Consider the following 23,463-nt stretch of genomic DNA (forward strand, 5'->3'; position numbering starts at 1 on the left):
CATTCCGGGATGGCCCGCAGGGCCAGACCCGGAATCTCGAAGGAAGGGAAAGGAACGTGGCGCGAGATTCCGGGTTCGCGCCGATGGCGCGCCCCGGAATGACGGGCAAGCACCCTTACGAGAACGCCTGGATGCCGGTGATCGCGCGGCCGAGGATCAGCGCATGGACGTCGTGCGTGCCCTCATAGGTGTTCACCGTCTCGAGGTTCGCGGCGTGACGCATCACGTGATACTCGATCTGGATGCCGTTGCCGCCGTGCATGTCGCGCGCCATGCGGGCGATGTCGAGCGACTTGCCGCAATTGTTGCGCTTGACGATCGAGATCATCTCGGGGGCCATCTTGCCCTCGTCCATCAGGCGGCCGACGCGCAACGAGGCCTGCAGGCCGAGTGCGATCTCGGTCTCCATGTCGGCGAGCTTCTTCTGCACCAGCTGGGTGGCGGCGAGCGGCCGGCCAAACTGCTTGCGGTCGAGCGTGTATTGCCGCGCGCGGTGCATGCAGTCCTCGGCGGCGCCGAGCGCGCCCCAGGAGATGCCGTAGCGGGCGCGGTTGAGGCAGCCGAACGGCCCCTTGAGGCCCGAGACGTTGGGCAGCAGCGCGCTTTCCGGCACCACCACATTATCGAGCACGATCTCGCCGGTGATCGAGGCGCGCAGCGAGAGCTTGCCGCCGACCTTCGGCGCCGACAGGCCCTTCATGCCCTTCTCGAGGATGAAGCCGCGGATCTGGTTGTCGTGGGCCGCCGACTTGGCCCACACCACGAACACGTCGGCGATCGGCGCATTCGAGATCCACATCTTGGCGCCGTTGAGCTTGTAGCCGTCAGCCACTTTCTCGGCGCGGGTCTTCATGCCGCCGGGATCGGAACCGGCATCCGGCTCGGTCAGGCCGAAGCAGCCGACCCATTCCCCGGTCGCGAGCTTGGGCAGATATTTCTTGCGCTGGTTTTCGTCGCCATAGGCATAGATCGGATACATCACCAGCGACGACTGCACCGAGTTCATCGAGCGATAGCCGCTATCGACGCGCTCGATCTCGCGCGCCACGAGGCCATAGGCCACGTAGCTCGCATTGGCGCAGCCATACTCCTCGGGCAGCGTCACGCCGATCAGGCCGAGCTCGCCCATTTCATTGAAGATCTCGCGGTCGGTTTTCTCGTCCAGATAGGCCTTGGTGACCCGCGGCAGGAGCTTGTCCTGCGCATAGGCCCGCGCAGTGTCGCGGATCAGGCGCTCGTCTTCGGTGAGCTGGTCGTCGAGCAGGAACGGATCATCCCACTGGAAGCTGGCGGCAGCCGGCTTGTCCTTGGCCTGGGGGCGCACGCTCATGAAACATCCTTTCGCATCGTCTATCGGAAATTGGTGGATAAATTAAAGCGCTATGCTGCGAAGCGCAATTGAATTGGGATCACTGTCATTCCGGGGCCCACGCTAGCGCGAACCCGGAATCTCGAGATTCTCGGTGCGCAACCGCGCACCTGAGGGTTCGATGCTGTGCATCGCCCCGGAATGACTGACGCTAGGTTTCCAGCTTCTCGTTCGACACGATCTCGATGCCGAAACCGGACAATCCCTTGTAGTCGTGGACCGACGAAGTCAGGTGCCGGATCGAGGTGACGCCGAGATCGCGCAGGATCTGTGCCCCGACGCCGACCTCGCGCCACTGCCGGTGGCGATCGGCCTCCGCCGTCTTCTGCTCTCCCACCGGTTCGACCGGAACACCGGCGGCACCGTCGCGCAGATATACCAGCACGCCGCGGCCGGCGTCCTTGAAGTGCCGCAACACGGCCTCCATGCGCGCCGGCCCGGTGAACAGGTCTTTCACGATGTTCGGCTTGTGTAGCCGCGTCAGCACGTCCCGGCCGTCGCCGATGCCGTTATAGACGAAGGCGGCATGCATGATCTCGTCGAACGGCGAGCGATAGGCGTAGCCCTGCAGCGGACCGATCGGGCTTTCGGTGGTGAAGGTCGCGACCCGCTCGATCAGCTTCTCGCGCGCCTGGCGATAGGCGATCATGTCCGCGATCGTGACATGCTTGAGCTTGTGGGCGGCGGCGAATTTCGCGACCTGCTCGCCCTTCATCACGGTTCCATCGTCGTTCATCAGCTCGCTGATGACGCCGATCGGCGGCAGGCCGGAGAGCCGGCACAGATCGACCGCGGCCTCGGTGTGGCCGGAGCGCAGCAGCACGCCGCCGTCGCGCGCGATCAGCGGGAAGATGTGGCCAGGGCGCGCAAAATCGTTGGCGCCGGCATTGGGATTGGCGAGCGCGCGGCAGCAGGAGGCGCGTTCCTCGGCCGAGATGCCGGTGCCGCCATCTGGCTTGTAGTCGATCGAGACCGTGAAAGCGGTGGTGTGGTTGGACTCGTTGTGCGCCACCATCGGGTCGAGCCGCAGCCGGCGGGCGTCCTCGGTGGTGATCGGCGCGCAGACGATGCCGGAGGTGTGGCGGATGATGAAGGCCATTTTCTCCGCCGTGCAGAACGACGCCGCGACGATCAGATCGCCTTCGCCTTCCCGATCGTCATCGTCGGTGACGACAACGAGTTCACCCTTCGCAAAGGCTTGCAGCACTTCCTGGATCGTATCGGCCATTGTCCTGACATCTCGCTATATGCAGGCAGTGGATTAGCCGGGTTCCGATGTCAGCGCCAGTATCATTATGCAACCCGCCATGCATCTGGCAGGCATACCAGGCCGCTTCACCTCTCCCAAAGGGAGAGGTCGGATTGCATCGCCAGATGCAATCCGGGTGAGGGGTTGCGCTCCCTCCTGGGACCTGATCCCCCTCACTCGCGCTTTCAGCGCGACCTCTTCCCGATGGGGAGAGGTAGAGAAAGTTCGCCTACGGCAGCACCTCGCGCCGGTCGCTGAGCTGGACGTCCAGCTCGGCGCGCTTGTCGTCGAGCAGGCCGGCGTCGGCCGCCTCGATCACGGAGTAAAGCTCGCCGGCGTCGCTGAGCCGGGTCACCGTCACGTAGTCGGCGCCGGCGCTGTAGAGGTCGTCGACGCCGGTCAGGAGGTCCGCGGTGGCAACGATCCGCGCGGTCGGATTGAGGGCGCGGACGTGGCGCACCAGCTTCTCATTGTCGGCGCCGACCAGCAGGAAATCCGGCACGCTGAGGATGATGATCTCGGCCTTGCCGATGCCAGCATGAACCAGGGTGTCGACATTACTGATGTCGCCATAGATGACGTGCATGCCGCGATCGGACAGCGTGCGGAACACCAGCGGGTTGAAATCGATGACGCTGATCTGCTCGAGCAGCGACTGGTTCTGCCGCTCGATCTGGCTGATCAGCGCGCTCGCCGCGCGGAAAAAGCCGAGAATCACGATGCGCCGGATCTCGCCATGTCCGCCCTCGTGCCCGGCCTCGCCGCGGCCCTGGCCTTCCTGGTCGAGGTCGCGCAGCCCGATCCGCTTCAACGGACCGATGAGGCCGCGCACGATCTGGTCGCTGCGCGCCATCGCGAAGGTCGAGAGCACCGCCAGCACGACGAAAGCGAACGAGGCCGCGCTCGCGGTTTCGGTTCCGATGTGGTTGGCGGCGACACCGGTCTGGATCACCACCAGCGAGAATTCGGAGATCTGCGCCAGGTTGATCGCCGGCAGCAGGCTGGCGCGCAGCCCCTGCTTCATCAGGTAGAGTGGCGTGAACGTCGTGATCAGGCGGCTCGCCACCGTGAAGGCCGCGATGACGAGCGCAAGCCAGATCACCGAGAGGCCCGGAATCGGGATCGTCATGCCGAGCGCGACAAAGAACAGCGTGATGAAGAAATCCCGCAGCGTCGTGACCTTGGCGGTGACATCGAGCGCATAGGGAAAGGTCGAGATCGAGACGCCGGCGACCAGCGAGCCCATCTCGCGCGACAAATGCAGCCGCTCGGCGATTTCGCCGATCAGGAAGCACCAGGCGAGCGCGCCGAGCAGCACGAGCTCCGGTCGCCGCGCGATCTGGTGGAACAGCCGCGGCAGCACGTAGCGGCTCAGCACCAGCGCGGTCGCGACCAGCACCGCGACGCGGGCAATCGACAGCAGCACGACGCTGATCTGCAGATTATCCAGGCTCGGCTGCACCGCCAGGAACAGGATCGCGAAGATGTCCTGCAGCACCAGCACGCCGAGCGTGATGCGGCCCGGCAACGTATCCAGCTCGCGCTTCTCGTAGAGCACCTTGACGATGATCACGGTCGAGGACAGCGCGCAGGCGACGCAGAGATAGATCGCGTCGAACTTGCCGCCGCCGACCGCAAGCCCGATAGCGGCAAAGAACGCCACGCCGATCAGGCAGCCGCCGATCAGCTCCCCGGCTCCCGCGAACAGGATGACCTTGCCGGCGCGGATGATCTTCTTGAGGTCGATTTCCAGCCCGATCATGAACAGCATGAAGATCAGGCCGAGCTCGGAGATGACGCTGATCGATTCCTGGGACTTGACCCAGCCCATGCCGAATGGACCAATGAAAAAGCCGGCGATAAGGTAGGCCAGTATCAGCGGTTGCCGGGAGAAATGGGCCAGCAGCCCAAGCCCCCAGGCAAACAGAATACAGAGCGTGATATCGGGAATCAGTTCATGCATGCGTCAAAGACTTCCTGTTGCCGCAACCTAGAGGGCCGGGCGTGAGGATCAACCGAGCAATGTGTCACATCCGCGCAGGCGGCATTTTTCTCGCGGTTTTGCTCTGCCTGCTCACCGTGCGCATGTCAGAGGCGCTAGCACAATCCTCGGCAAGTATTGAACAAAATTTCGCGAACTCGTTGACGGCGGTGCCATCGAAGGGCCTCACCGCCTCCGGTGCATTCTACGTGCCGGTGTATTCCAGCGTGTCGATGAGCCAGGGCAAGCTCAGGGCCGATTTTTCGGTGACGCTCAGCGTGCACAACGCCTCCGAGACGAAGCCGCTGGTGCTGAAGCGGATCGCCTATTTCGACACATCAGGCAAGATGGTGGAGAGCTACCTCAAATCGCCGGTCGCGCTAAAACCGTTTGCGACCGTCGAGGTCGCGATCGCCACGACCGATACCCGCGGCGGCACCGGCGCGAATTTCGTGGTCGATTGGGCGGCCGCCGGCGAGATCGCGGAACCGGCGGTCGAGGCCCTGATGGTCGGCAGTGTCGGCGCAGGGCACTACGCCTTCATCAGCCAGGGCCGGCCAACCCGGCTGGTCGGCAAGGACTAACCTCATGGAAGGCCGCTTGCCGCGGTCTTCTCAACGATAACAACACGGAGCGAAACGTCCATGACCACCTCAGCCCAGTTCGACTTTGCACCGCTGCTCCCGGCCGGCCTGCCTGCGCCGGCCGCACGCTGGACCGGGCTCGCCAAATACAGCTTCGTCGGCGGCAACAACGATCCCGACCAGGTCCCGGTCGACGGGCTGCTGGAGGCGGTCAACGCCGTGTTGAAGCGCGAGGGCAGGAATCTAGCGACCTACAACCTCGCGCACGGGCCGCAGGGCTATCTGCCGCTGCGCCAGTTCCTGACCGAGAAGCTGAAGCGCGACGCCGGGATTGCCTGCACGCCGGACGAGATCATGATCGTCTCCGGCTCGCTGCAGGCGCTCGATCTCGTCAATCACACATTGCTCGCCAAGGGCGATACCGTGCTGATCGAGCAGGAAACCTATCAGGGTTCGCTGAACCGGCTGACACGGCTCGGCGTCAATGCGGTCGGTATTCCCCTCGATGGCGAGGGCATCAGGATCGATGCGCTGGCCGCGGCACTCGCCGATCACAAGCGGCGCGGCATCACGCCGAAATACATCTACACCATCCCGACGGTGCAGAACCCGACCGGCTCGATCCTTCCCGAGAGCCGCCGCGCCGAGATGCTGAAGCTGTCAAGGGAATACGGCGTGCCGATCTTCGAGGACGATTGTTATGCCGATTTGATCTGGAGCGGCGAACGGCCGCCCGCGATCTATGCCATGAGCAAGCATGGCGGCGTGATCCATATCGGCTCGTTCTCCAAATCGATCGCGCCCGCGCTGCGGGTCGGCTTTATCGTCGCGCCCTGGGAGATCATGTCGCGAATGCTGCCGCTGAAGACCGACGCCGGCTCCGGTGCACTGGAGCAGATGGTGCTCGCGGAATATTGCGCGCCGCATTTTTCGACCCATGTGCCGCGCCTGACCAAGGGCCTGCGCGCCAAGCTCGATACGCTAATGGAGGCGCTGAACGAGCAGTTCGGCACCGCGGCCGAGTTCGAGGCGCCCAAGGGCGGCATCTTCCTCTGGGTCAAGCTGCCCGACAATGTCGACACGTTGAAGCTTTATCAGGCGGCGCTTGCCGCCGGCGTCTCGATCAATCCGGGACCGGAATGGTCGACCAGCAAGGCCCATTCCGGCAGCCGGCTCCGCCTCTGCTTCGCCAGCCCCTCGCACGAGCAGATCCGCGAGGGCGTTGCCGTGCTGGCCGAGGTGTGCCGCAAGGAATTCGGCGTGCCGACGCGCAGCAGCAATGTGGAGAAGCAATAGCGGCGAGCAGCGTTCATCCCTGCAGTCGACTGCCTTCCCGATCTTCGCAAGATTCAGCGGGATCGTGGCGGAACGCACGCAGAATGCGCAGCAGCAGAACGATCGAGACGTTGCCCTTGCCTGCCTCGATGAGCGCAATGTAGCGCTGCGACACTCCGGATCGGCGGGCCAGCTCGCGTCGTGTCATGCCGAGGTTGGCGCGCGCCCCGCGCATCGCCGCGCCAAGCTGCAGCAGAAAATCGCTTTCGGAGAACGACGCGCCGCCCTGCGCGGAGGAACGTACCGATCGACCTGTGGCTGAATGATTCCCAGTCACGACATGTCCCTTGTGATCGCTCATTATCGACGAGCGGGGTCTTCCGTCCTTGACGCGGATCAATGGCAGAAGACTCGGCGGGACCTGCCGCTTCTATCGCACAGAGAACGGCGCCTGATAGGGCCGGCCGAATGGCACGCCGTTGACCACGGTCTGCACCGGCTTCAGCAGCAGATTGCCGTCGCGCTTGTTGTTGCGGGTGTCGACGAAGGTGACCGGGCCTTCGACAAGATCCATGATCGCGACGTCGCCGGGCGCGCCACGCTGCAGCGTGCCGATCTTCGGGGTCCGGTTGATGATCCGCGCCGGCACTGAGGTCGCCATCGCCACCACCTGATCCAGCGACGAGCCCATCGCCAGGAACTTGCTCATCACGTTCGGCAGGAACGGGATGCTGGGCGAGTTGCCCGAGAAAACGTGAATGTCGGAGGAGATCGTATCGGGGGTGCAGCCGGCGGGGATCGCGATCTCGGCCACCGTGAAATCGAAGCTGCCGCCGCCATGGCCGACGTCGAACAGCACGCCGCGCTGCTTGGCCGCGAGCGCCGCCGGCAACAGCCTGCCCTCCTGCACGATATTGGTGAAAGCGCCCGATATGTTCGGCGCGCCGGAATAGGCATGGGTCAGGATATCGCCCGGCCGCAGCAGATTGAGGATGTCGGACATCAGCTCCCTGGTCTCGACGCCGCCGATATGCACCATCATCCGCGCCGGCCAGCCGCACATCTCGCAGGCCTGGATGCCGCGCTTCAGCGGCTCGAGACCATGCTTGAAGATGACGTTTTCCGACATCCGCACCTTGACCCCGATCAGGAAGTCGGCGTTCTCGCCCAGCGCCATCGCGCAGGCTTCGACCTGGGCGTTGTCGATGTTGTAGAGCTCGGCCACCGGGAATGCGGACAGGCCGTTGTTGGCGATGTGGACGAAGGCGTAGATCCGCGCCCGCGATTGCGCGACGATGAAGCGCCGCAGCGCCGCGAGATTGTTGACGCCGGCGTCGCCCGCCGAGACCACCGTCGTGGTGCCCTGGAATTGCACCAGTTCGTCGGCGGGAATGCCGATCGCCGATCCATACGGGTAGACGTGGCAGTGCAGATCGACCAGGCCCGGCATCACGAGCTTACCCGAGGCGTCGATGGACCTGGTGGCGCGCGCAGCCGGGATCTCGTCTTCGATCGCCTCGATGATGCCCCAGCGGATGCCGATGTCGCGCTTGCCGCGCAGCGACTGGCTGGGATCGATCACATCGCCGTTCTTGATCACGAGGTCGAACTTGTCGTCCGGCCCCATCGCCGCAGTGGCCGGCCCGGCGATGGCTGCGGCAGCGGCCGATCCCGTCACTTTGAAAAAATCCCGGCGTGAAAATTCGCTCACGGCAACGTCCCCCCGAACATTGATTTTTATGACGCGATGATGCGTCGGACGCCGAGGTTAGGCAAGGGCGCCGCGGGGGCGGCGCCGCTCGCTGTCGGTTGTGCAGCCGACTCTCGGCGAGCGCCGCGACGGCTGTTATTGCTGAACAAGCGTTCAGAAAACTCCTCTGGTTCCTGCGGAACGTTTCAATGTTCGCACGGTTTTCTCTTCACTTATTTGAGGAGGATGAGATGAAAAAGATTGGCTTTGTTCTTGCGGCGGTTGGTGCGCTTGCGGTAGCCGTTCCGTCGATCGCCAGCGCCGAGACGGTCGTGATCAGGCATGGCGGTCATCATCACTGGGACCGCGGCTGGGGCGCACGCGCCGAAATGCGCCATGACCGTGGCTGGCATCGCGGTTGGCATCGCGGTTGGCATCATGGCTGGCATCACGGCCATGACCGGACGGTGATCATCAAACGTCATCACTACTAAAGACCGGCACAACGGAAAATGGCTCCTCACGGAGCCACTTTCTTTTCTGCTTCCTCAGGCCACAGCGGCCTCAATCCCACGCCGGCGCAAACCCCGGATTGACGCAGCGCATGTCCTTGCGCAGCGCCGCAATCGCCTTGCGGTCCTCGTCGTCGAGCTTGACCTTCAGTGCGTCGAGATTGGCCCTTTGGCTTTCGGCGCGCGAGGCTTTCGGAATAGCCGCCACGCCATCCTGATCGAGCAGCCATTTCAGCGCCACCTGTGCTGCGGTCGCATCATGCTTGCTGCCGATTTTCGCCAACGTCTTGTCGGTGGCGAAGCGGCCCTGGGCGAGCGGACAATAGGCCACCAGCGGGATCGACTTCGCGGTGAGATATTCGCGCACCGGCGTCTGGTCCAGCATCGCGTGATATTCGATCTGGTTGCAGGCGATCGGTGCCTTGATGTCCTCGACCACGGTCTTGAGTAGCGCGGTGGTGAAATTGGCGACGCCGATCGCGCGGGTGCGGCCTTCCTCCTTCAGCTTCATCAGCGTCTCGAAAACGGCGGGCAGCTTCATGCTCCGCGACGGCCAGTGCACCAGATAGAGGTCGACGTGATCGAGCCGCAGCTTCTTCAGGCTGGCGTCGAACGCTGCCCGGATCGCATCCGGCGCCAGGTTCTCGTGCCAGACCTTGGTGGTCACGTGCAGGTCCTTGCGCGCGACATTCGATGCCGCGATCGCCGCCCCGATCGCCTCTTCATTACCGTACATCTCGGCGGTGTCGATATGCCGGTAACCGAGCCCGAGCGCGCTCTCGACCGCCGCGCGGCAGGCGTCGCCCTGCATGCGGAAGGTGCCGAGCCCGAGCTGCGGCAGGCTGATGCCCTGTGTCTGCAGATTTTTCATGGGTAGCTCCTGACGCGTGGGACGCCGATGTCATCGACGACGTCACGCCAGCAAATCATTTCGTGGGAATGAAATTGGCAGGACTGCCGACATGCAGTCTGCCCGCAGACCCGCCCTTCGGGCAAGACGCCGGCAATCAAGATGTCGCGATGGGATCAGAGACGGCGCTAAATGTGCTGCGCCATGATCTGGCCGGGCCGCGCGTCCGGCTGCGGCTCGATATCGACCGACCAGAGATCGTGGTTGTCGACGTCCTTCAGCGTCACCGTCATCACGCCGGTCTTGCCGTCGATGTCGACGCGGCCGAAGAATTGCAGGCCGAAGCACGGTGCGAGATTGTCGCCCTGCTCGGCCGAGCAGCCCTTATGGTACATCGCCTTCGGGCCAAAGGTGTTGTCGAGCTCGCCCGGCGGCCAGGTGCCGGCATGCAGCGGACCGGAGACGAACTCCCAGAACGGCTCGAACTCCTGGAACACCGCGCGGTTCGGATCATAGCGATGCGCGGCGGTGTAGTGCATGTCGGCGGTGAGCCACACCGTATTGCGGACCCCGGCGCGCTTCATGAAGGACAATAGATCGGCGATCTCGTGTTCGCGCCGCGCGGGCGGGCCGTCGCCGAGCGCGACCGCATCCAGGCTGACGAGGCCGATCGGCAGGTCCGCCGCGATCACCTTCCACACAGCATCCGACGCCACCAGTTCCCGCTTCAGCCAGGCAAGCTGGTTCTGGCCGAGGATGCACGCCTGGTCAGGGTCACCTTGCTTGTTCCAGTCGGAATCGCGATAGGAACGCATGTCGATGATGAAGACGTCGAGCAGCGGCCCGTAGGGAATCTTGCGGTAGACGCGGCCATCGCGCTCCGGCATCAGCCGCATCGGCATGAATTCGTGGAAGGCACGCCGCGCCCGCGCCACCAGACGCGAGCTGCCGTCCGCGTCGTAACCGGTCGGATCGGCGGTGCCGAGCGGCGACCAGTCGTCGGCCACCTCGTGGTCGTCCCATTGCGCGAACATCGGCACCTCGGCGTGGAAGGCGCGGAAATTCTCGTCGAGCCAGTTGTATTTGTAGTTGCCGCGAAACTGATCGAGGCTGTGCGCGACGGCGGATTTCTCCTCGGTGACGATGTTGCGCCAGACCTCACCGTTGGGGAGTTTCTGCTCCGACGGCACCGTGCAGTCGGCATAGATGTGATCGCCGGAATGGATGAAGAAGTCCGGGCGCTCGTCCAGCATGGTGCGGTAGCTGCGCAAGCCGCCGCGCGCGGGGTCGATGCCCCAGCCCTGCCCGACAACGTCGCCCGACCAGACGAACGAGACCGGACGCCGGTCGGCCGGCGCGGTGCGGAAATGGCCGACCCGGCTTTCGCCTGTTGTGCCGTCACGGTCCTCGAAGCTGACGCGATAGAACAGGTCCTGGCCCGGCGGCAGGCCGTCGAGCAACAGCTTGGCGGTGAAGTCGCGCTCGGGCAGCGCGTCGGCGGACGCGGCGCGCAGGATGGTGGCGAAGCTTTCGACCGCCGCGCATTCGATGCGCATCCGCGCCGCGCGATCGGCGCGGGCCCAGATGACAGCGGAATCGCCTGCGACTTCGCCGGACTGGATGCCCGCGATCGCGGGCCGATCCGCGGCGCGGCTCAGATATGGTTTTGCCAGCGCGCCGAATCCCGCCAGCGCGGCGGTCGACGCCGAGCGCACCAGAAGCTGACGCCGGGTGAGGCCTCGCCGCCTCGCGGAGTTCGCTGTCGGCATCGAATAACCTTCGTCGAATCGCAACGAAGGTTTTGCCTGCGCTCCTTGACTCCGGCCTTACGGTTTCTTGACTCTCCGCCGACGGTTTTGCGACGGCGGGATGACTCGGGGGAAGATGGAGATCGGAAAAGGTTTGGAGTGCTAAGCACTCAGCCAAAACCGTCGTCCCCACGCAAAGGCGAAGCCTTTGTCGCTGGAGGAGCGCGGAACGCGCGTCTCGAAGGATGAACGGCCCCCGTTCGTGGCCGATTCATCCTTCGACACGGCCGCTTCGCGGCCTCCTTCAGGCAGGATGACGGATTTAATATCGGTGCGAACGCGCGCAGTCGGCGTGAGGCCGCCGAGCCGCCTCACCGATGCCAGTTGCAGATGCCGCCGGTGCGGCACGGCCAGGTCTGGATCCGTGTGTCGCGGGCCTCCGCATCGAGCGGGTTCGAGTGGCGGCGCGCCAGCCTGGCGCGGGCGGGAACGCGCGCTTCTGCGCGCTTCTTCTCATGCGGCGCGGTTACCCTGGTGGTCCGCACGGCTTTCTTTGGCGCGACTTTCGTCTCCTCGACCTGCGGCTCGACATTCGCATGCTGATCGGGACCGTGGTCGGCCTTCGCCTCGACCGGAACCGGCTCAAACTGCGCCGGCGGGCCAAGCCGCTTCGGCGACAGCACCGCCTTGGAGAGATCGAGGCTGAAGAACTCGCTGGGGCCGTACTCGTCAGCAAACGCCACGCCACCCCAAGTCAGGCACGTGGTGCAAACGATTGCAACAAAAGCGTTTTTCAGGACCATCAAACGGCCTCCTGAAATCACTCGAACAGAACAGCCATCATGTAGGGGCCCCGGCCGCGCGAATCCAGCCACGGTTAGCGGCAGGGTTACCGGTCAACCGGGGCGGCCGTGGAAAGTTCCCCAGTCGCCACCTGGAGCCCTTCCGATGGAATCGGGAACGCGGCTCCAGATTCTTGTTCTGACGCGTTTTCTTAACGCGAACCGGTAGCCACTTCGCTCGAAAACGCTCTGCCCTATTCGGCCGCCTGCGCCAACGGCTGGCTGATCGCGCGCTCCAGCCGCGCGCATTCGGTGCGGTAGCGGGCGACGTTGCTCTCCTTGATGTGGCCATAGCCGCGCACGAGGTCCGCGGCCTTTGCCAGCGCCACGAGGCGCGGCAGGTCGAGCGGCTTCCTGCCGTCGAGGTGACGCAGGATCATCGCCGAATACTCGACCGGCAATGCGCGCTCCATCTTGCGCTCCGCGGTGTAGCCGAACATGTCGAAGGCGGTGCCGCGCAGGCCCTTGAGCTTCGCGAGCATGCCGAACGCGGTGAAAATCCACGGACCGAATTCACGCTTCTGCAGCCGCCCCGTGACGGGATCGCGCTGCGCCAGCAGCGGCGGCGCCAGCAAGACCTTCAGACCGGAATTGCCCTCGAACTGCTCCCTCAAGGCCTTGCTGAACTCGCCGTCGGAATAGAGCCGCGCGACTTCGTATTCGTCCTTGTAGGCCATCAGCTTGAACAGGCCCTTGGCGAAGGCTTCGGTCAGGTCCTGCGAGCCCGGCGCGGCCGCCGCCTCGGCGGCACGGACGCGCGCGACGTCGTCGAGATAGCGCTTGGTGTAGGCCGCATCCTGATAATCGGTGAGGAATTTGGCGCGGAAGGCGATCGCCTCGTCGAGCGTCTTCTTCGCCGGCGCCGTGCCTGCGTTCTTGAAGCGTGCGGCGCTGACCACGCGCTGCAGATCGTGCGCGGCAAGCCGGCCCCACGAGAACGCGGTCTTGTTCATCTCGATCGCGGCGCCGTTGAGCTCGATCGCCTTCAGGATGGCCTCGAGCGACAGCGGGATCGCGCCACGCTGGAACGCAAAGCCGAGCATGAAGGCGTTGGTGGCGATGCTGTCGCCCATCAGCGCGGTGGCCAGCCCGGTGGCATCGAGGATGTCGAGATCATCCGGCCTCACCGCGCCGTTCAGCGCATCGCGCATCGAGCTGGCTTCGAAGTCGATATCCGGATCGATCACGAAGCTCGCGGTCGGCAGCAGGTCGGCGTTGACGACGGCGCGGGTGACGCCGCGCTCGGCGCGGCTCAGCGCCGGCACGCTGGTGGCGACGACGAGGTCGCAGCCGAGGATCAGGTTGGCATTGCCCGGCGCGATGCGCACCGTGGTCAGCATGTCGGAGGCGGGCGCGATCCGGACATGGCTCATGACCGCGCCGTTCTTCTGCGACAGGCCGGTGAAGTCGAGCGTCGAGCAGGCGAGACCTTCGACATGCGCGGCCATGCCGAGCAGCGCGCCGATGGTGATGACGCCGGTGCCGCCGATGCCGGTGATCAGGATGTTGTAGGGGTTCGTCAGCGCGCTCGCAGGCGGCGTCGGCAAATCGGCGAACAACGCCTTGGGATCAACGGCGGTGCGGTCGGCCTTGCGCAGCTTCGGATCCTGCACCATCACGAAACTCGGGCAGAAGCCCTCGATGCAGGAGAAATCCTTGTTGCAATTCGACTGATCGATGCGGCGCTTGCGGCCGAGCTCGGTCTCGAGCGGCTGCACCGAGACGCAGTTCGACGCTACCGAGCAGTCGCCGCAACCCTCGCAGACGCGCTCGTTGATGAAGACGCGCTTGGCCGGATCGGGGAACAGCCCGCGCTTGCGGCGGCGGCGCTTCTCGGCGGCGCAGGTTTGGTCGTAGATCAGGACGGTGAGGCCCTCGATCTCGCGCAGGGTGCGCTGCACGGCGTCGAGTTCGCGGCGATGATGAATGGTGGCGCCGGGCGGGAAATAATTCGCGGGGTATTTGTTGGGATCGTCGGAGACGATCGCAAGCTTCCTGGTGCCTTCGGCGGCGACCTGATGCGCGATCTGCGACACCGTAAAGCCGCCCTCGGCTGGCTGGCCGCCGGTCATCGCCACCGCATCGTTGTAGAGGATTTTGTAGGTGATGTTGACGCCGGCCGCGGCCGCCGCGCGCAGTGCCAGCAAACCGGAATGGGTGTAGGTGCCATCGCCGAGATTCTGGAACACATGCTGTTCGCTGGTGAACGGCGCCTGCCCGATCCAGCTCACCCCCTCCGCGCCCATATGCGAAATGGTCTGGGTGTTGCGGTTCGGCACCGACAGCGCCATGCCGTGACAGCCGATGCCGGCCATGGCGCGGCTGCCCTCGGGAATCTTGGTCGACGAGTTGTGCGGGCAGCCCGAGCAGAAATACGGCGTGCGTTGCAGCTTCGCGGTGCCCGTGCCCTCGGCCGGGCGATCGAACGCCTCGAGTTTTGCCAGACGCTGCTCCAGCAGCGGGCTGCGATGGCCGAGCCGGCGCAGCCGCGCCACCACGGCGGCGGCGACCACGGTCGGCGTCAGTTCACCCTCGCTCGGCAGCAGCGGCGCGCCGCTCTCGTCGCGCTTGCCGACCACGGAGGGGCGCCTGGATGCGTCCACGTTGTAGAGGATACGGATCAGCTGATCCTCGATGAAGCCACGCTTCTCCTCGACCACCAGCACGTCCTGCAGGCCCTCGGCGAAGGCGCGCGCGCCGCGCGCTTCGAGCGGCCAGGTCAGCGCCACCTTGTAGATGCGCAGGCCGAGCGCCTGCGCATCGGCATCGGTGATGCCGAGATCGGCGAGCGCCTGGCGCAGATCGAGATAGGCCTTGCCGGTCGCCATGATGCCGAGCCTCGCCGGCTTGGAATCCAGCACGATGCGGTCGAAGCGGTTGACGCGGGCGAAGGCCGCGACCGCCTCCATCTTGGGCCCGTGCAGCCGGCGCTCGGCCTCGAGCGGCGGATCCGGCCAGCGGATCGAGAGCCCGTCCGGCGGCATCTCGAAATCGTCGGGCATAATGATCTTGATGCGATCGGGGTCGCTGACGATCGAGGCCGAGCTCTCGACGGTCTCGGAGATCGCCTTGAAGCCGACCCAGCAGCCGGAATAGCGCGACAGCGCGAAGCCAAGGATGCCGAGGTCGAGATAATCCTGCAGCGTCGCCGGATTGACCACCGGCATCAGCGCCGAGGCAAATACCTGCTCGCTCTGATGCGCCAGGGTGGAGGATTGGCAGCCATGGTCGTCGCCGGCCAGCGCAATCACGCCGCCGTTCGGCGAGGTGCCGGCGGAATTGGCGTGCTTGAGCGCATCGAGCGAGCGGTCGACGCCGGGGCCCTTGCCGTACCAGATGCCGAACACGCCATCGACCTTGGCGCCGGGGAACATGCCGACCTGCTGGCTGCCCCAGACCGCGGTCGCCGCCAGATCCTCGTTGAGGCCCGGAACGAAGGCGATGTCGTGCTCCTTCAGGAAGGATTTCGCCCGCCACAGCGCGTGGTCGTACATGCCAAGCGGCGAGCCGCGGTAACCGGAGATGAAACCGGCGGTGTTCAGCCCGTGCGCGCGGTCGCGTTCGCGCTGCAACATGGGCAATCGGACCAGCGCCTGGGTACCGGAGAGGAAGATTCGTTTCGTATCCAACCGGTACTTGTCGTCCAGTCCAACTTCCATCAACGCCATCAGTTTCCCCGTCAGTCAGCCACGCCGGTCCGAACCGGTCTCATTATCTTCGGAAATGATCATGCATCAGCATGCACTGATTTTGTTATGCATGAACAGCCCCGTTCCATGGCCGCAGCACATATCTCGTGTTGCGCATGCGCGGCCTTGTTGCTCTGCGAGGCCTTCTTGCTCTGCGAGGCCTTGCCGAACCCCGGCATCTTTGAAACGGTGGCGCGCAAAGGGAGACCAAGGATGATTATAGTCGAATCCGCGTTCACGACGGAAATCCTGGAGAACGGCGATCTGCTGGTGGGTCCCTGGCGCAGCCCGAAGCAGATGCTGCAGGCGCAGACCTACGACTCCCACGCCTCGATTCACGACGATGCAACCGCGCAGAAGCTCGGCTTCCGCGGCGGTACGATCGAGGGACCGACTCATTTCAGCCAGTTCGCGCCGCTGTGCGAGCGGATCTGGGGCCGCGCGTGGTTCATGACCGGGTGCCTCTCGGCGCATTACCGCAACCCGGTGTTCGAGGGCGAAGAGGTGCAGGCCCAGATCGAGAAGCCGAAGCCGGGCCAGACTGTTTGCACGATCGGGATGATCAAGCGCGACGGCACCGAGATCCTGCGCGGCACCGCCTCGATCGACGGCGACGGCGCCGAGACGGCGCTCAGCCACCGGCTTGGCGAATTGAAGCCGCTGACCGATCCCGTCATCCTTGCCGACATCAAGGTCGGCATGACGGCGCCGCGGCAGGCGATCAGGATGGATTTCGACCAGAACATGGGCGACCTCTATCCGTTTTCGCTGGCCGACAAGCTTAAGGTGATCACCGAGCCGTCGGACTATTATTCGCTGGAGCACAATCCCTGGGGCCGCGCCATCATCCCGATGGAGATGCTGAGCGTGCTGTTCCAGTACCGCGCGCGCGAGGACCGGTTGCCGGTCCGCGGCCCCGCTGTCGGCCTGTTCGCCGATCAGGAGATCCGGCTGCTGCGCGGGCCGCTATTCCCGGGCGAGACCTATTGGGTCGAGCGCGAGGTCGTGGCGCTTTCCGGCAGCAAGCGCACCGAGAGCATGTGGGTGCGCTCGACCGTGTTCGATGCCGACAATACCGTGGTCGCGACCATGCTGCTGAACGGCGCCAGCATGAAGGACTCCTACGCCAACTACGAAAGCGAGCACAAAGCCCTCTACGGCTGAAACAACAGCCGCCTCATCCGCAAGCCGCCGAAAAAAGGACAACAACAATGGCCCGCCTGCCCTATCTCGAAGCCGATCAGGTCGCTCCCGAATATCGCGACATGCTCAAGCGCAACACCAATCTGCACAAGCTGCTGGTGAACTCGCCGGACATGGCGCGCGCCTTCAACGGCGTCGGCGGCTACATCCGCTTCAAGAGCAAGCTCGATCCGCGCTTACGCGAACTCGCGATCCTGCAGGTCGGCTGGCTCGAACAGTCGGAATACGAGTTCACCCACCATGTGAAGATCGGCAAGGAGTTCGGCGTCACCGACGAAGACATCCAGGGCCTGATCGCCGAGACCGAGGGCAAACCGTCAACACTCGAGCCGCTGGCGAAGGCGATCCTCAAAGGCGCCCGCGAGATGGTGCGCGAGCTCGCGATGTCGGACGCGACCTTCGCCGAGATCAAGCAACATCTCTCCGACGAGCACATGACTGACCTGGTGCTGACGATCGCGTTCTACTGTGCCGTAGTGCGGGTGCTCGCCACCATGCAGATCGACAATGAGCCTCACTACAAGGAGGTACTGCAGCAGTACCCGCTACAGGGAGTGAGGTGACATGCGCCTGCAGGATCGCGTCGCCATCGTCGTCGGCGCCGGCCAGAGCCCCGGCGAGGGCATCGGCAACGGCCGCGCCACCGCGCTGACCTTCGCGCGCGAAGGCGCCAGGGTGCTGTGCGTCGATCACAATCTGGCATCGGCGCAGGAAACCGTCGATCTGATCGCGGCCAAGGGCGGGACTTCAGTCGCCTTCAAGGCCGACGTCACCAAAAATGCCGACATCAAGGCGATGGTGACGGACGCACATGGCCGCTGGGGCAGCGTCGACATCCTGCACAACAATGTCGGCGTTAGCCTCTCCGGCGGCGATGCCGAACTGCTCGACATATCAGAGGAGGCGTTCGACCGCTGCGTGGCGATTAATCTGAAGAGCTGCATCCTCGCCGCCAAGCATGTGATCCCGATCATGCGCGCGCAGCAGCGCGGCTCGATCATCAACATCTCGTCGATGGCCGCGGTCACGACCTATCCTTACGTCGCCTACAAGGCGACTAAGTCGGCGATTATCGCTTTCACCGAACAGCTCGCCTACCAGAATGCGCAATATGGCATTCGCGCAAACGTGATCTTGCCAGGATTGATGAACACGCCGATGGCGGTGGACACGCGCGCGCGCGAATTCAAGAAGAGCCGCGCCGAGGTCGAGGCTGAGCGTGACAGCAAGGTGCCGCTGCGTCACAAGTTGGGCACCGGCTGGGACGTCGCCAATGCCGCGCTGTTTCTCGCCTCCGATGAGGCCAATTTCATCACAGGCGTGACGTTGCCGGTCGATGGCGGCGCAAGCGTGCGACGCGGTTAATTGAGACGGTTAACCCGGTCAATCGAGTTGATTAACCTGTGTGACAATTCGGGATTAATCACTGTGACGAAATCACGCGTTATTGCGCCGCAATGATTCGAAAAAATTGAAGTATTCCAATGACACGGCGATGTGACGACGCGTCCACATAAATCGAAATCCTGACTCGTTGTGGTCGCACGAAATTCATCTGCGCTCTGTATCTCGCACGCCAAGAACTTCTGGAGTGCCTGGACCGATGAGCGAAGAATTCGAACTCAGACCCGATCAGTGGGATGCGCTGAAAGCGTTGCGGGCTCCCGCAGCAAACCCTTCAAGGCTGAACCGGTTTGCCGTCGAAAGCCTGGTCACGCTCGGCTATGTTGCGGTGCGGGGAGACTCGTTTGAGCTGACGCCCGCGGGCCGCAAGGTGCTGGTCCGCGGTTCGTCACTGCTGCTGCTCGATATCGCAGCGTGATTTCCCCCACACACTGAAACGAGGCTTACACACGCGGCATCATGCCGCGTGTGCCTTTCCGGGGATGGTCGCCTCGCCGTGCTGCGTCAGCGGCTTCATGCCGGTGAGCGTGCGCAACAGCACATAGAACACCGGCGTCAGGAACAGACCGAACACCGTGACGCCGATCATGCCGGAGAACACCGCGACGCCCATCGCGCGCCGCATCTCCGAGCCCGCGCCGGTCGACAGCACCAGCGGCAGCACGCCCATGATGAACGCCATCGAGGTCATCAGGATCGGCCGCAGCCGCAGCCGGCTGGCCTCGATCGCGGCGCGGATCGGTGACCGCCCGGCGAATTCGAGCTCGCGCGCGAATTCGACGATCAGGATGGCATTCTTGGCCGACAAGCCGACCAGTACGATCAGCCCGATCTGGGTGAAGACGTTGTTGTCGCCCTTCGACAACCAGACGCCGAACATCGCCGCCAAGAGCCCCATCGGCACGATCATGATGATCGAGAGCGGCAGCGCCAGGCTCTCATAGAGCGCGGCAAGCACCAGGAACACCAAGAGGATCGCCAGCGGAAACACCCAGATTCCGGAATTGCCGGCGATGAACTCCTGATAGGTCAGGTCGGTCCATTCGAATGCAAAGCCCGGCGGCAGCGTTTCGGCCGCAATCCGCGTCGCCGCCTCCTGGGCCTGGCCGGAGGAATAGCCCGGCGCCGCGGCGGCGTTGATGTCCGACGACAGGAAGCCGTTGTAGCGGATCGCACGCTCCGGACCTGCGCTCTGGCGGACCTTCAGCAGCGCCGACAGCGGCACCATGTCACCGGACGACGAGCGCACCTTCAACTGCCTGATGTCGTCGGCACGCGCGCGGAACGGCGCGTCGGCCTGCACATAGACCGAATAGGTGCGGCCGAATTTGTTGAAGTCGTTGACATAGTAGGAGCCGAGATAGATCTGCAGCGTGTTGAACACCTCGGTGACCGGCACGCCGAGCTGCAACGCCTTGGTGCGGTCGATGTCGGCGAACAGCTGCGGCACGTTGACCTGGAAGCTCGAGAACACGCCGGCGATCTCCGGCGCCTTCTGCATCGCCGCCATGAACGCCTTGGTCGCGGCGTTCAGCGCCTCATAGCCGAGGCCGGCGCGGTCCTCGATCTGCAGCTTGAAGCCGCCGATGGTGCCGAGGCCGTTGACCGGCGGCGGCGGGAACATGGCGATGAAGGCGTCCTGGATGCCGGCATATTTCTTGTTCAGGGCCGCCGCGATCGCCGGACCGCTGAGCGAGGGATCCTTGCGCTCGTCGAACGGCTTCAAGGTCGAGAACACGATGCCGGCGTTGGAGGAGTTGGTGAAGCCGGAGATCGACAGGCCGGGGAACGCCACCGAGCTTTCGACGCCGGGCTGGGTCAGCGCGATGTCGCTCATCTTGCGGATCACTTCCTCGGTGCGGTCGAGCGTCGCGCCATCGGGCAGCCGGGCAAAGCCGACCAGATACTGCTTGTCCTGGCCCGGCACGAAGCCGCTCGGCACCTGCTTGAACAGCACGCCCGTCAGGCCGATCAGCAGCACGTAGAGGCCGATCACCACGGCCTTGCCGTAGATCACCTTGGTGACGGTGCGGCCGTAGTTCTCGGAGGACTTGGTAAAGACCTTGTTGAAGCCGCGGAAGAACCAGCCGAGCGACCTTTCCATGATCCGGGTCAGCCAGTCCTTCGGCTCATGATGCCCCTTCAGCAGCAGCGCCGACAGCGCCGGCGACAGCGTCAGCGAATTGATCGCTGATATCACGGTCGAGATCGCGATGGTCAGCGCGAACTGCTTGTAGAACTGTCCGGTGAGGCCGGAGATGAAGGCGAGCGGCACGAACACCGCGATCAAGACCAGCGCGATCGCGATGATCGGGCCGGACACTTCGCGCATCGCCTGGTTGGTGGCATCGCGCGGGGACAGGCCGGACTCGATGTTACGCTCGACGTTCTCGACCACGACGATGGCGTCGTCGACCACGATGCCGATCGCGAGCACCAGGCCGAACAGGCTGAGCGCGTTGATCGAGAAGCCGAACACATGCATCACCGCGAAGGTGCCGACGATCGACACCGGGACCGCGATCAGTGGAATGATCGAGGCGCGCCAGGTCTGCAGGAACAGGATCACGACCAGCACGACCAGCGCGACCGCCTCGAGCAGCGTGTGGATGACAGCCTCGATCGACGAGCGCACGAACTGCGTCGGATCGTAGACGATCTGGTAGGACACGCCTTCCGGCATGTTCTTCTTGATCTCGGCCATCGTGGCGCGAACATGGTCGGAGATCTCCAGCGCGTTCGAACCGGGCGCCTGGAAGATCGGGATCGCGACCGCCTGCTTGTTGTCGAGCAGCGAGCGCAGGCCGTATTCGGAGGCGCCGAGCTCGATCCGGGCGACGTCGCGCAGCCGCACCACTTCGCCGGCCGAACCGGTCTTCACCACGATGTCGCCGAACTGCTCCTCGGTCGACAGCCGCCCCTCGGCGTTAACGGAAAGCTGGAGGTCGATGCCCTTGACGCTGGGCGAGGAGCCGACCACGCCGGCGGCGGCCTCGACGTTCTGCGCCTGGATCGCGCGCACCACGTCGCTCGCGGTCAGCGAATGCTCGGCGGCCTTCTGCGGATCGACCCAGACCCGCATCGAATAGTCGCCGGCACCATAGAGCTGGACGTCGCCGACGCCGTCGATCCGCGCCAGCCGGTCCTTGACGTTGAGTACCGCGTAGTTGCGCAGATACGTCATATCATAACGGTTGTTCGGCGACAGCAGATGCACGACCATGGTGAGGTCGGGCGAGCTCTTCTTGGTGATGATGCCGAGCTGGCGCACCACGGCCGGCAGGCGCGGCTCGGCCTGCTGCACGCGGTTCTGCACCAGCTGGGTCGCCTTGTCGGGGTCGGTGCCGAGCCGGAACGTCACCGTCAGCGTCATCGCGCCGTCGGTGGTCGCCTGGCTCGACATGTAAAGCATGCCTTCGACGCCGTTGATCTGCTCCTCGATCGGGGTCGCGACGGTCTCGGCGATCACCTTCGGATTGGCGCCGGGATAGGTCGCGCGCACCACGACCGACGGCGGCACCACGTCGGGATATTCCGAGATCGGCATCGCCACCAGCGAGATCAGGCCGGCCAGGAAGATCAGGATCGAAAGCACGCCGGCGAAGATCGGCCGGTCGATGAAGAATTTTGAGAGATTCATGACTCCGCCCCCGCGTGCAGCGCCTAGCGCTGCACGACGTGCTGGTTGGTTTCAGTGGATGCCTGCTGCATGCCGCGCGCGCCCATCTCGGCGACTTCCATCTTCAGAAGCGCACCGGGCCGCACGCGCTGCAGGCCGTTGACGACGATGCGGTCGCCGGATTTCAGGCCGGCGGTGACGATCCGCAGGCCATCGACCGCGCCGCCGAGCGTGACGGAGCGATAGACCGCGCGGCTGTCGTCGCCGACCAGCATCACGAACTTCTTGTCCTGGTCGGTGCCGACGGCGCGCTCGTCGATCAGCACCAGCGTCTGCTGCTTCGGCTGGCCCATGCGCACACGGGCGAACTGCCCGGGTATCAATCGGCCGTCATCGTTCTTGAACACGGCGCGGACGCGGATGGTACCGCTCTGCCCGTTGACCTGGTTGTCGATCAGCTGGATGTGCCCCTTGGCGCTGAGGCCGCCCGACGTCACCATGTCGACCGGGATCTGGTCGAGATTGCCTCGCTTGCCGGAGGCGTCCGCGATCGAGTTCAGCGCGCGCAGCACGACTTCCTCGTCGGCATCGAAGCTCGCATAAATCGGATTGACCGAGACCAGCGAGGTCAGGACCGGCGAAGACGTCCCTGCCGCGACCAGATTGCCGACGGTGACCTCGATCCTGCCGACCCGGCCGTCGACCGGCGCGCGGACCTCGGTGTAGTCGAGATTGAGTTTGGCCGTCTGCAGCGCGGCCTCGGCGGCCTTGACGTTGGCGACTGCCTCGCGGTTGGCGTTGTCGCGCTGGTCGAAATCGCGCTTGGTCACGATGTTGTTGCCGACCAGCTGTGCACCACGCTCGACCTCGCTCGTGGTGAACACGACGCGGGCCTTGGCGGCCTCGAGTTGCGCCTGGGCGCGATCGACCTCGGCGGCGTAGGGCGCGGGGTCGATCTTGAACAGGATATCGCCGGACTTCACCAGCGCGCCCTCGGTGAAGTTGGTCGAAAGGATCGCGCCCGCCACCCGCGGCCGGAGCTGGACGCGGTCGACGGCTTCGAGCCGGCCCGAGAAGTCATCGAACAGCGTGGTCGGCCGCGGCTGGATCACGGCAACGGTGACCGGGACCGCCGGCTCGGGAGCCGCGGCAGTCGCGGTCGCCTGTGCGGCATGAAAATAGTGGCCGGTCGCGATCGAACCAGCCACCGCGAGGGCGCCAAGAATTACGATACCGCCGACGACACGTCGAAGGCGGCCGGAACGGGGATTTTGGGTTGACGAAGGCATTCACGCGCTCCAGATATCTGTAGTGTTCGCTACAGATGTGGAGCTGGACGCCGGTTCGCAAGATACTTATGTATCGAGCACTACGAATTTCTTATCTCATTCATGGGGAAATGGGAAGTCGCGGAAAAACATCACGTGCAACAAGAGGATAAGCCAGGG

At 64.5% G+C, this 23,463-nt stretch carries 18 protein-coding genes; 7 read left to right on the forward strand and 11 right to left on the reverse strand.

Features of this window, described 5'->3' with window-relative positions; all coding sequences use genetic code 11:
• Positions 1-115: 115 nt before the first annotated feature.
• The 3 genes from E2I15_RS14990 to E2I15_RS15000 all read right to left on the reverse strand — a co-directional run bounded on the left by E2I15_RS14990 (position 116) and on the right by E2I15_RS15000 (position 4,581).
• A complete protein-coding gene (locus E2I15_RS14990) occupies positions 116-1,330 on the reverse strand; it encodes an acyl-CoA dehydrogenase (RefSeq protein WP_137477245.1) in 1,215 nt (404 codons plus the stop codon).
• Between the two features lie 190 nt (positions 1,331-1,520).
• Positions 1,521-2,597, reverse strand: a complete 1,077-nt coding sequence (gene ribB, locus E2I15_RS14995) for a 3,4-dihydroxy-2-butanone-4-phosphate synthase (RefSeq protein WP_137477246.1) — start codon at positions 2,595-2,597, stop codon at positions 1,521-1,523.
• Positions 2,598-2,847: 250 nt separating this feature from the next.
• On the reverse strand, positions 2,848-4,581 hold the full coding sequence (locus tag E2I15_RS15000) for a cation:proton antiporter domain-containing protein (protein ID WP_016845056.1): 1,734 nt from the start codon (positions 4,579-4,581) through the stop codon (positions 2,848-2,850).
• Between the two features lie 59 nt (positions 4,582-4,640).
• Between E2I15_RS15000 and E2I15_RS15005 the strand changes: the two genes are divergently transcribed.
• Complete coding sequence (locus tag E2I15_RS15005) at positions 4,641-5,183, forward strand: DUF3124 domain-containing protein (protein WP_422109816.1); 543 nt, start codon at positions 4,641-4,643, stop codon at positions 5,181-5,183.
• 60 nt (positions 5,184-5,243) lie between these two features.
• Positions 5,244-6,479, forward strand: coding sequence for an aminotransferase-like domain-containing protein (locus E2I15_RS15010; RefSeq protein ID WP_137477248.1), 1,236 nt, complete (start codon positions 5,244-5,246; stop codon positions 6,477-6,479).
• A 13-nt stretch (positions 6,480-6,492) separates the two neighbouring features.
• Here E2I15_RS15010 and E2I15_RS15015 read toward each other — a convergent pair whose 3' ends face one another.
• Together E2I15_RS15015 and E2I15_RS15020 are read right to left on the reverse strand one after the other, a co-directional pair.
• Positions 6,493-6,819 (reverse strand): helix-turn-helix domain-containing protein, encoded by a 327-nt coding sequence (locus E2I15_RS15015; RefSeq protein ID WP_137477249.1) that lies wholly within the window; start codon positions 6,817-6,819, stop codon positions 6,493-6,495.
• Between the two features lie 69 nt (positions 6,820-6,888).
• The gene (locus tag E2I15_RS15020; protein ID WP_137477250.1) at positions 6,889-8,169 is read right to left on the reverse strand and encodes an amidohydrolase family protein; all 1,281 of its coding nucleotides are present in this window, start codon (positions 8,167-8,169) and stop codon (positions 6,889-6,891) included.
• A 230-nt stretch (positions 8,170-8,399) separates the two neighbouring features.
• On the opposite strand from E2I15_RS15020, the gene E2I15_RS15025 reads away from it, so the two are divergent.
• Positions 8,400-8,642, forward strand: a complete 243-nt coding sequence (locus tag E2I15_RS15025) for a hypothetical protein (RefSeq protein WP_137477377.1) — start codon at positions 8,400-8,402, stop codon at positions 8,640-8,642.
• A gap of 70 nt (positions 8,643-8,712) precedes the next feature.
• Here the strand turns inward: E2I15_RS15025 and E2I15_RS15030 are convergent, their stop codons facing one another.
• The 4 genes from E2I15_RS15030 to E2I15_RS15045 form a co-directional block, all read right to left on the reverse strand.
• On the reverse strand, positions 8,713-9,531 hold the full coding sequence (locus E2I15_RS15030) for an aldo/keto reductase (protein ID WP_137477251.1): 819 nt from the start codon (positions 9,529-9,531) through the stop codon (positions 8,713-8,715).
• Positions 9,532-9,698: 167 nt separating this feature from the next.
• On the reverse strand, positions 9,699-11,279 hold the full coding sequence (locus tag E2I15_RS15035; RefSeq protein WP_137477252.1) for an alkaline phosphatase D family protein: 1,581 nt from the start codon (positions 11,277-11,279) through the stop codon (positions 9,699-9,701).
• A gap of 350 nt (positions 11,280-11,629) precedes the next feature.
• On the reverse strand, positions 11,630-12,061 hold the full coding sequence (locus E2I15_RS15040) for a hypothetical protein (protein ID WP_155262402.1): 432 nt from the start codon (positions 12,059-12,061) through the stop codon (positions 11,630-11,632).
• A 233-nt stretch (positions 12,062-12,294) separates the two neighbouring features.
• On the reverse strand, positions 12,295-15,768 hold the full coding sequence (locus E2I15_RS15045; RefSeq protein ID WP_137477253.1) for an indolepyruvate ferredoxin oxidoreductase family protein: 3,474 nt from the start codon (positions 15,766-15,768) through the stop codon (positions 12,295-12,297).
• 234 nt (positions 15,769-16,002) lie between these two features.
• Between E2I15_RS15045 and E2I15_RS15050 the strand changes: the two genes are divergently transcribed.
• The 4 genes from E2I15_RS15050 (at position 16,003) to E2I15_RS15065 (ending at position 18,814) form a co-directional block, all read left to right on the forward strand.
• The gene (locus E2I15_RS15050; protein WP_137477254.1) at positions 16,003-16,953 is read left to right on the forward strand and encodes a hotdog family protein; all 951 of its coding nucleotides are present in this window, start codon (positions 16,003-16,005) and stop codon (positions 16,951-16,953) included.
• A gap of 47 nt (positions 16,954-17,000) precedes the next feature.
• Positions 17,001-17,555 (forward strand): carboxymuconolactone decarboxylase family protein, encoded by a 555-nt coding sequence (locus tag E2I15_RS15055; protein ID WP_137477255.1) that lies wholly within the window; start codon positions 17,001-17,003, stop codon positions 17,553-17,555.
• Between the two features lies 1 nt (position 17,556).
• Positions 17,557-18,357 carry an SDR family NAD(P)-dependent oxidoreductase gene (locus E2I15_RS15060; RefSeq protein WP_137477256.1) on the forward strand — a complete coding sequence of 267 codons (801 nt, stop codon included), beginning with the start codon at positions 17,557-17,559 and terminating at the stop codon, positions 18,355-18,357.
• Between the two features lie 238 nt (positions 18,358-18,595).
• Positions 18,596-18,814 carry a hypothetical protein gene (locus E2I15_RS15065; protein ID WP_016845043.1) on the forward strand — a complete coding sequence of 73 codons (219 nt, stop codon included), beginning with the start codon at positions 18,596-18,598 and terminating at the stop codon, positions 18,812-18,814.
• 39 nt (positions 18,815-18,853) lie between these two features.
• On the opposite strand, the gene E2I15_RS15070 is transcribed toward E2I15_RS15065, so the two are convergent.
• Entirely contained in the window at positions 18,854-22,036 is a 3,183-nt protein-coding gene (locus E2I15_RS15070; protein ID WP_137477257.1) for an efflux RND transporter permease subunit, read from the reverse strand.
• Between the two features lie 23 nt (positions 22,037-22,059).
• On the reverse strand, positions 22,060-23,304 hold the full coding sequence (locus E2I15_RS15075) for an efflux RND transporter periplasmic adaptor subunit (RefSeq protein WP_137477258.1): 1,245 nt from the start codon (positions 23,302-23,304) through the stop codon (positions 22,060-22,062).
• Positions 23,305-23,463 lie beyond the last annotated feature (159 nt).

It is taken from the genome of Bradyrhizobium sp. BR2003 (assembly GCF_009720285.1).
Taxonomy (GTDB): domain Bacteria; phylum Pseudomonadota; class Alphaproteobacteria; order Rhizobiales; family Xanthobacteraceae; genus Bradyrhizobium; species Bradyrhizobium elkanii.

What these genes read in the sequence shown, in the direction of transcription:
- E2I15_RS14990 (WP_137477245.1), bottom strand. Translation starts at nt 1,330, where the DNA reads ATGAGCGTGCGCCCCCAGGCCAAGGACAAGCCGGCTGCCGCCAGCTTC.
- ribB (WP_137477246.1), bottom strand. Translation starts at nt 2,597, where the DNA reads ATGGCCGATACGATCCAGGAAGTGCTGCAAGCCTTTGCGAAGGGTGAA.
- E2I15_RS15000 (WP_016845056.1), bottom strand. Translation starts at nt 4,581, where the DNA reads ATGCATGAACTGATTCCCGATATCACGCTCTGTATTCTGTTTGCCTGG.
- E2I15_RS15005 (WP_422109816.1), top strand. Translation starts at nt 4,641, where the DNA reads ATGTGTCACATCCGCGCAGGCGGCATTTTTCTCGCGGTTTTGCTCTGC.
- E2I15_RS15010 (WP_137477248.1), top strand. Translation starts at nt 5,244, where the DNA reads ATGACCACCTCAGCCCAGTTCGACTTTGCACCGCTGCTCCCGGCCGGC.
- E2I15_RS15015 (WP_137477249.1), bottom strand. Translation starts at nt 6,819, where the DNA reads ATGAGCGATCACAAGGGACATGTCGTGACTGGGAATCATTCAGCCACA.
- E2I15_RS15025 (WP_137477377.1), top strand. Translation starts at nt 8,400, where the DNA reads ATGAAAAAGATTGGCTTTGTTCTTGCGGCGGTTGGTGCGCTTGCGGTA.
- E2I15_RS15030 (WP_137477251.1), bottom strand. Translation starts at nt 9,531, where the DNA reads ATGAAAAATCTGCAGACACAGGGCATCAGCCTGCCGCAGCTCGGGCTC.
- E2I15_RS15035 (WP_137477252.1), bottom strand. Translation starts at nt 11,279, where the DNA reads ATGCCGACAGCGAACTCCGCGAGGCGGCGAGGCCTCACCCGGCGTCAG.
- E2I15_RS15040 (WP_155262402.1), bottom strand. Translation starts at nt 12,061, where the DNA reads ATGGTCCTGAAAAACGCTTTTGTTGCAATCGTTTGCACCACGTGCCTG.
- E2I15_RS15045 (WP_137477253.1), bottom strand. Translation starts at nt 15,768, where the DNA reads ATGGCGTTGATGGAAGTTGGACTGGACGACAAGTACCGGTTGGATACG.
- E2I15_RS15050 (WP_137477254.1), top strand. Translation starts at nt 16,003, where the DNA reads ATGATTATAGTCGAATCCGCGTTCACGACGGAAATCCTGGAGAACGGC.
- E2I15_RS15055 (WP_137477255.1), top strand. Translation starts at nt 17,001, where the DNA reads ATGGCCCGCCTGCCCTATCTCGAAGCCGATCAGGTCGCTCCCGAATAT.
- E2I15_RS15060 (WP_137477256.1), top strand. Translation starts at nt 17,557, where the DNA reads ATGCGCCTGCAGGATCGCGTCGCCATCGTCGTCGGCGCCGGCCAGAGC.
- E2I15_RS15065 (WP_016845043.1), top strand. Translation starts at nt 18,596, where the DNA reads ATGAGCGAAGAATTCGAACTCAGACCCGATCAGTGGGATGCGCTGAAA.
- E2I15_RS15070 (WP_137477257.1), bottom strand. Translation starts at nt 22,036, where the DNA reads ATGAATCTCTCAAAATTCTTCATCGACCGGCCGATCTTCGCCGGCGTG.
- E2I15_RS15075 (WP_137477258.1), bottom strand. Translation starts at nt 23,304, where the DNA reads ATGCCTTCGTCAACCCAAAATCCCCGTTCCGGCCGCCTTCGACGTGTC.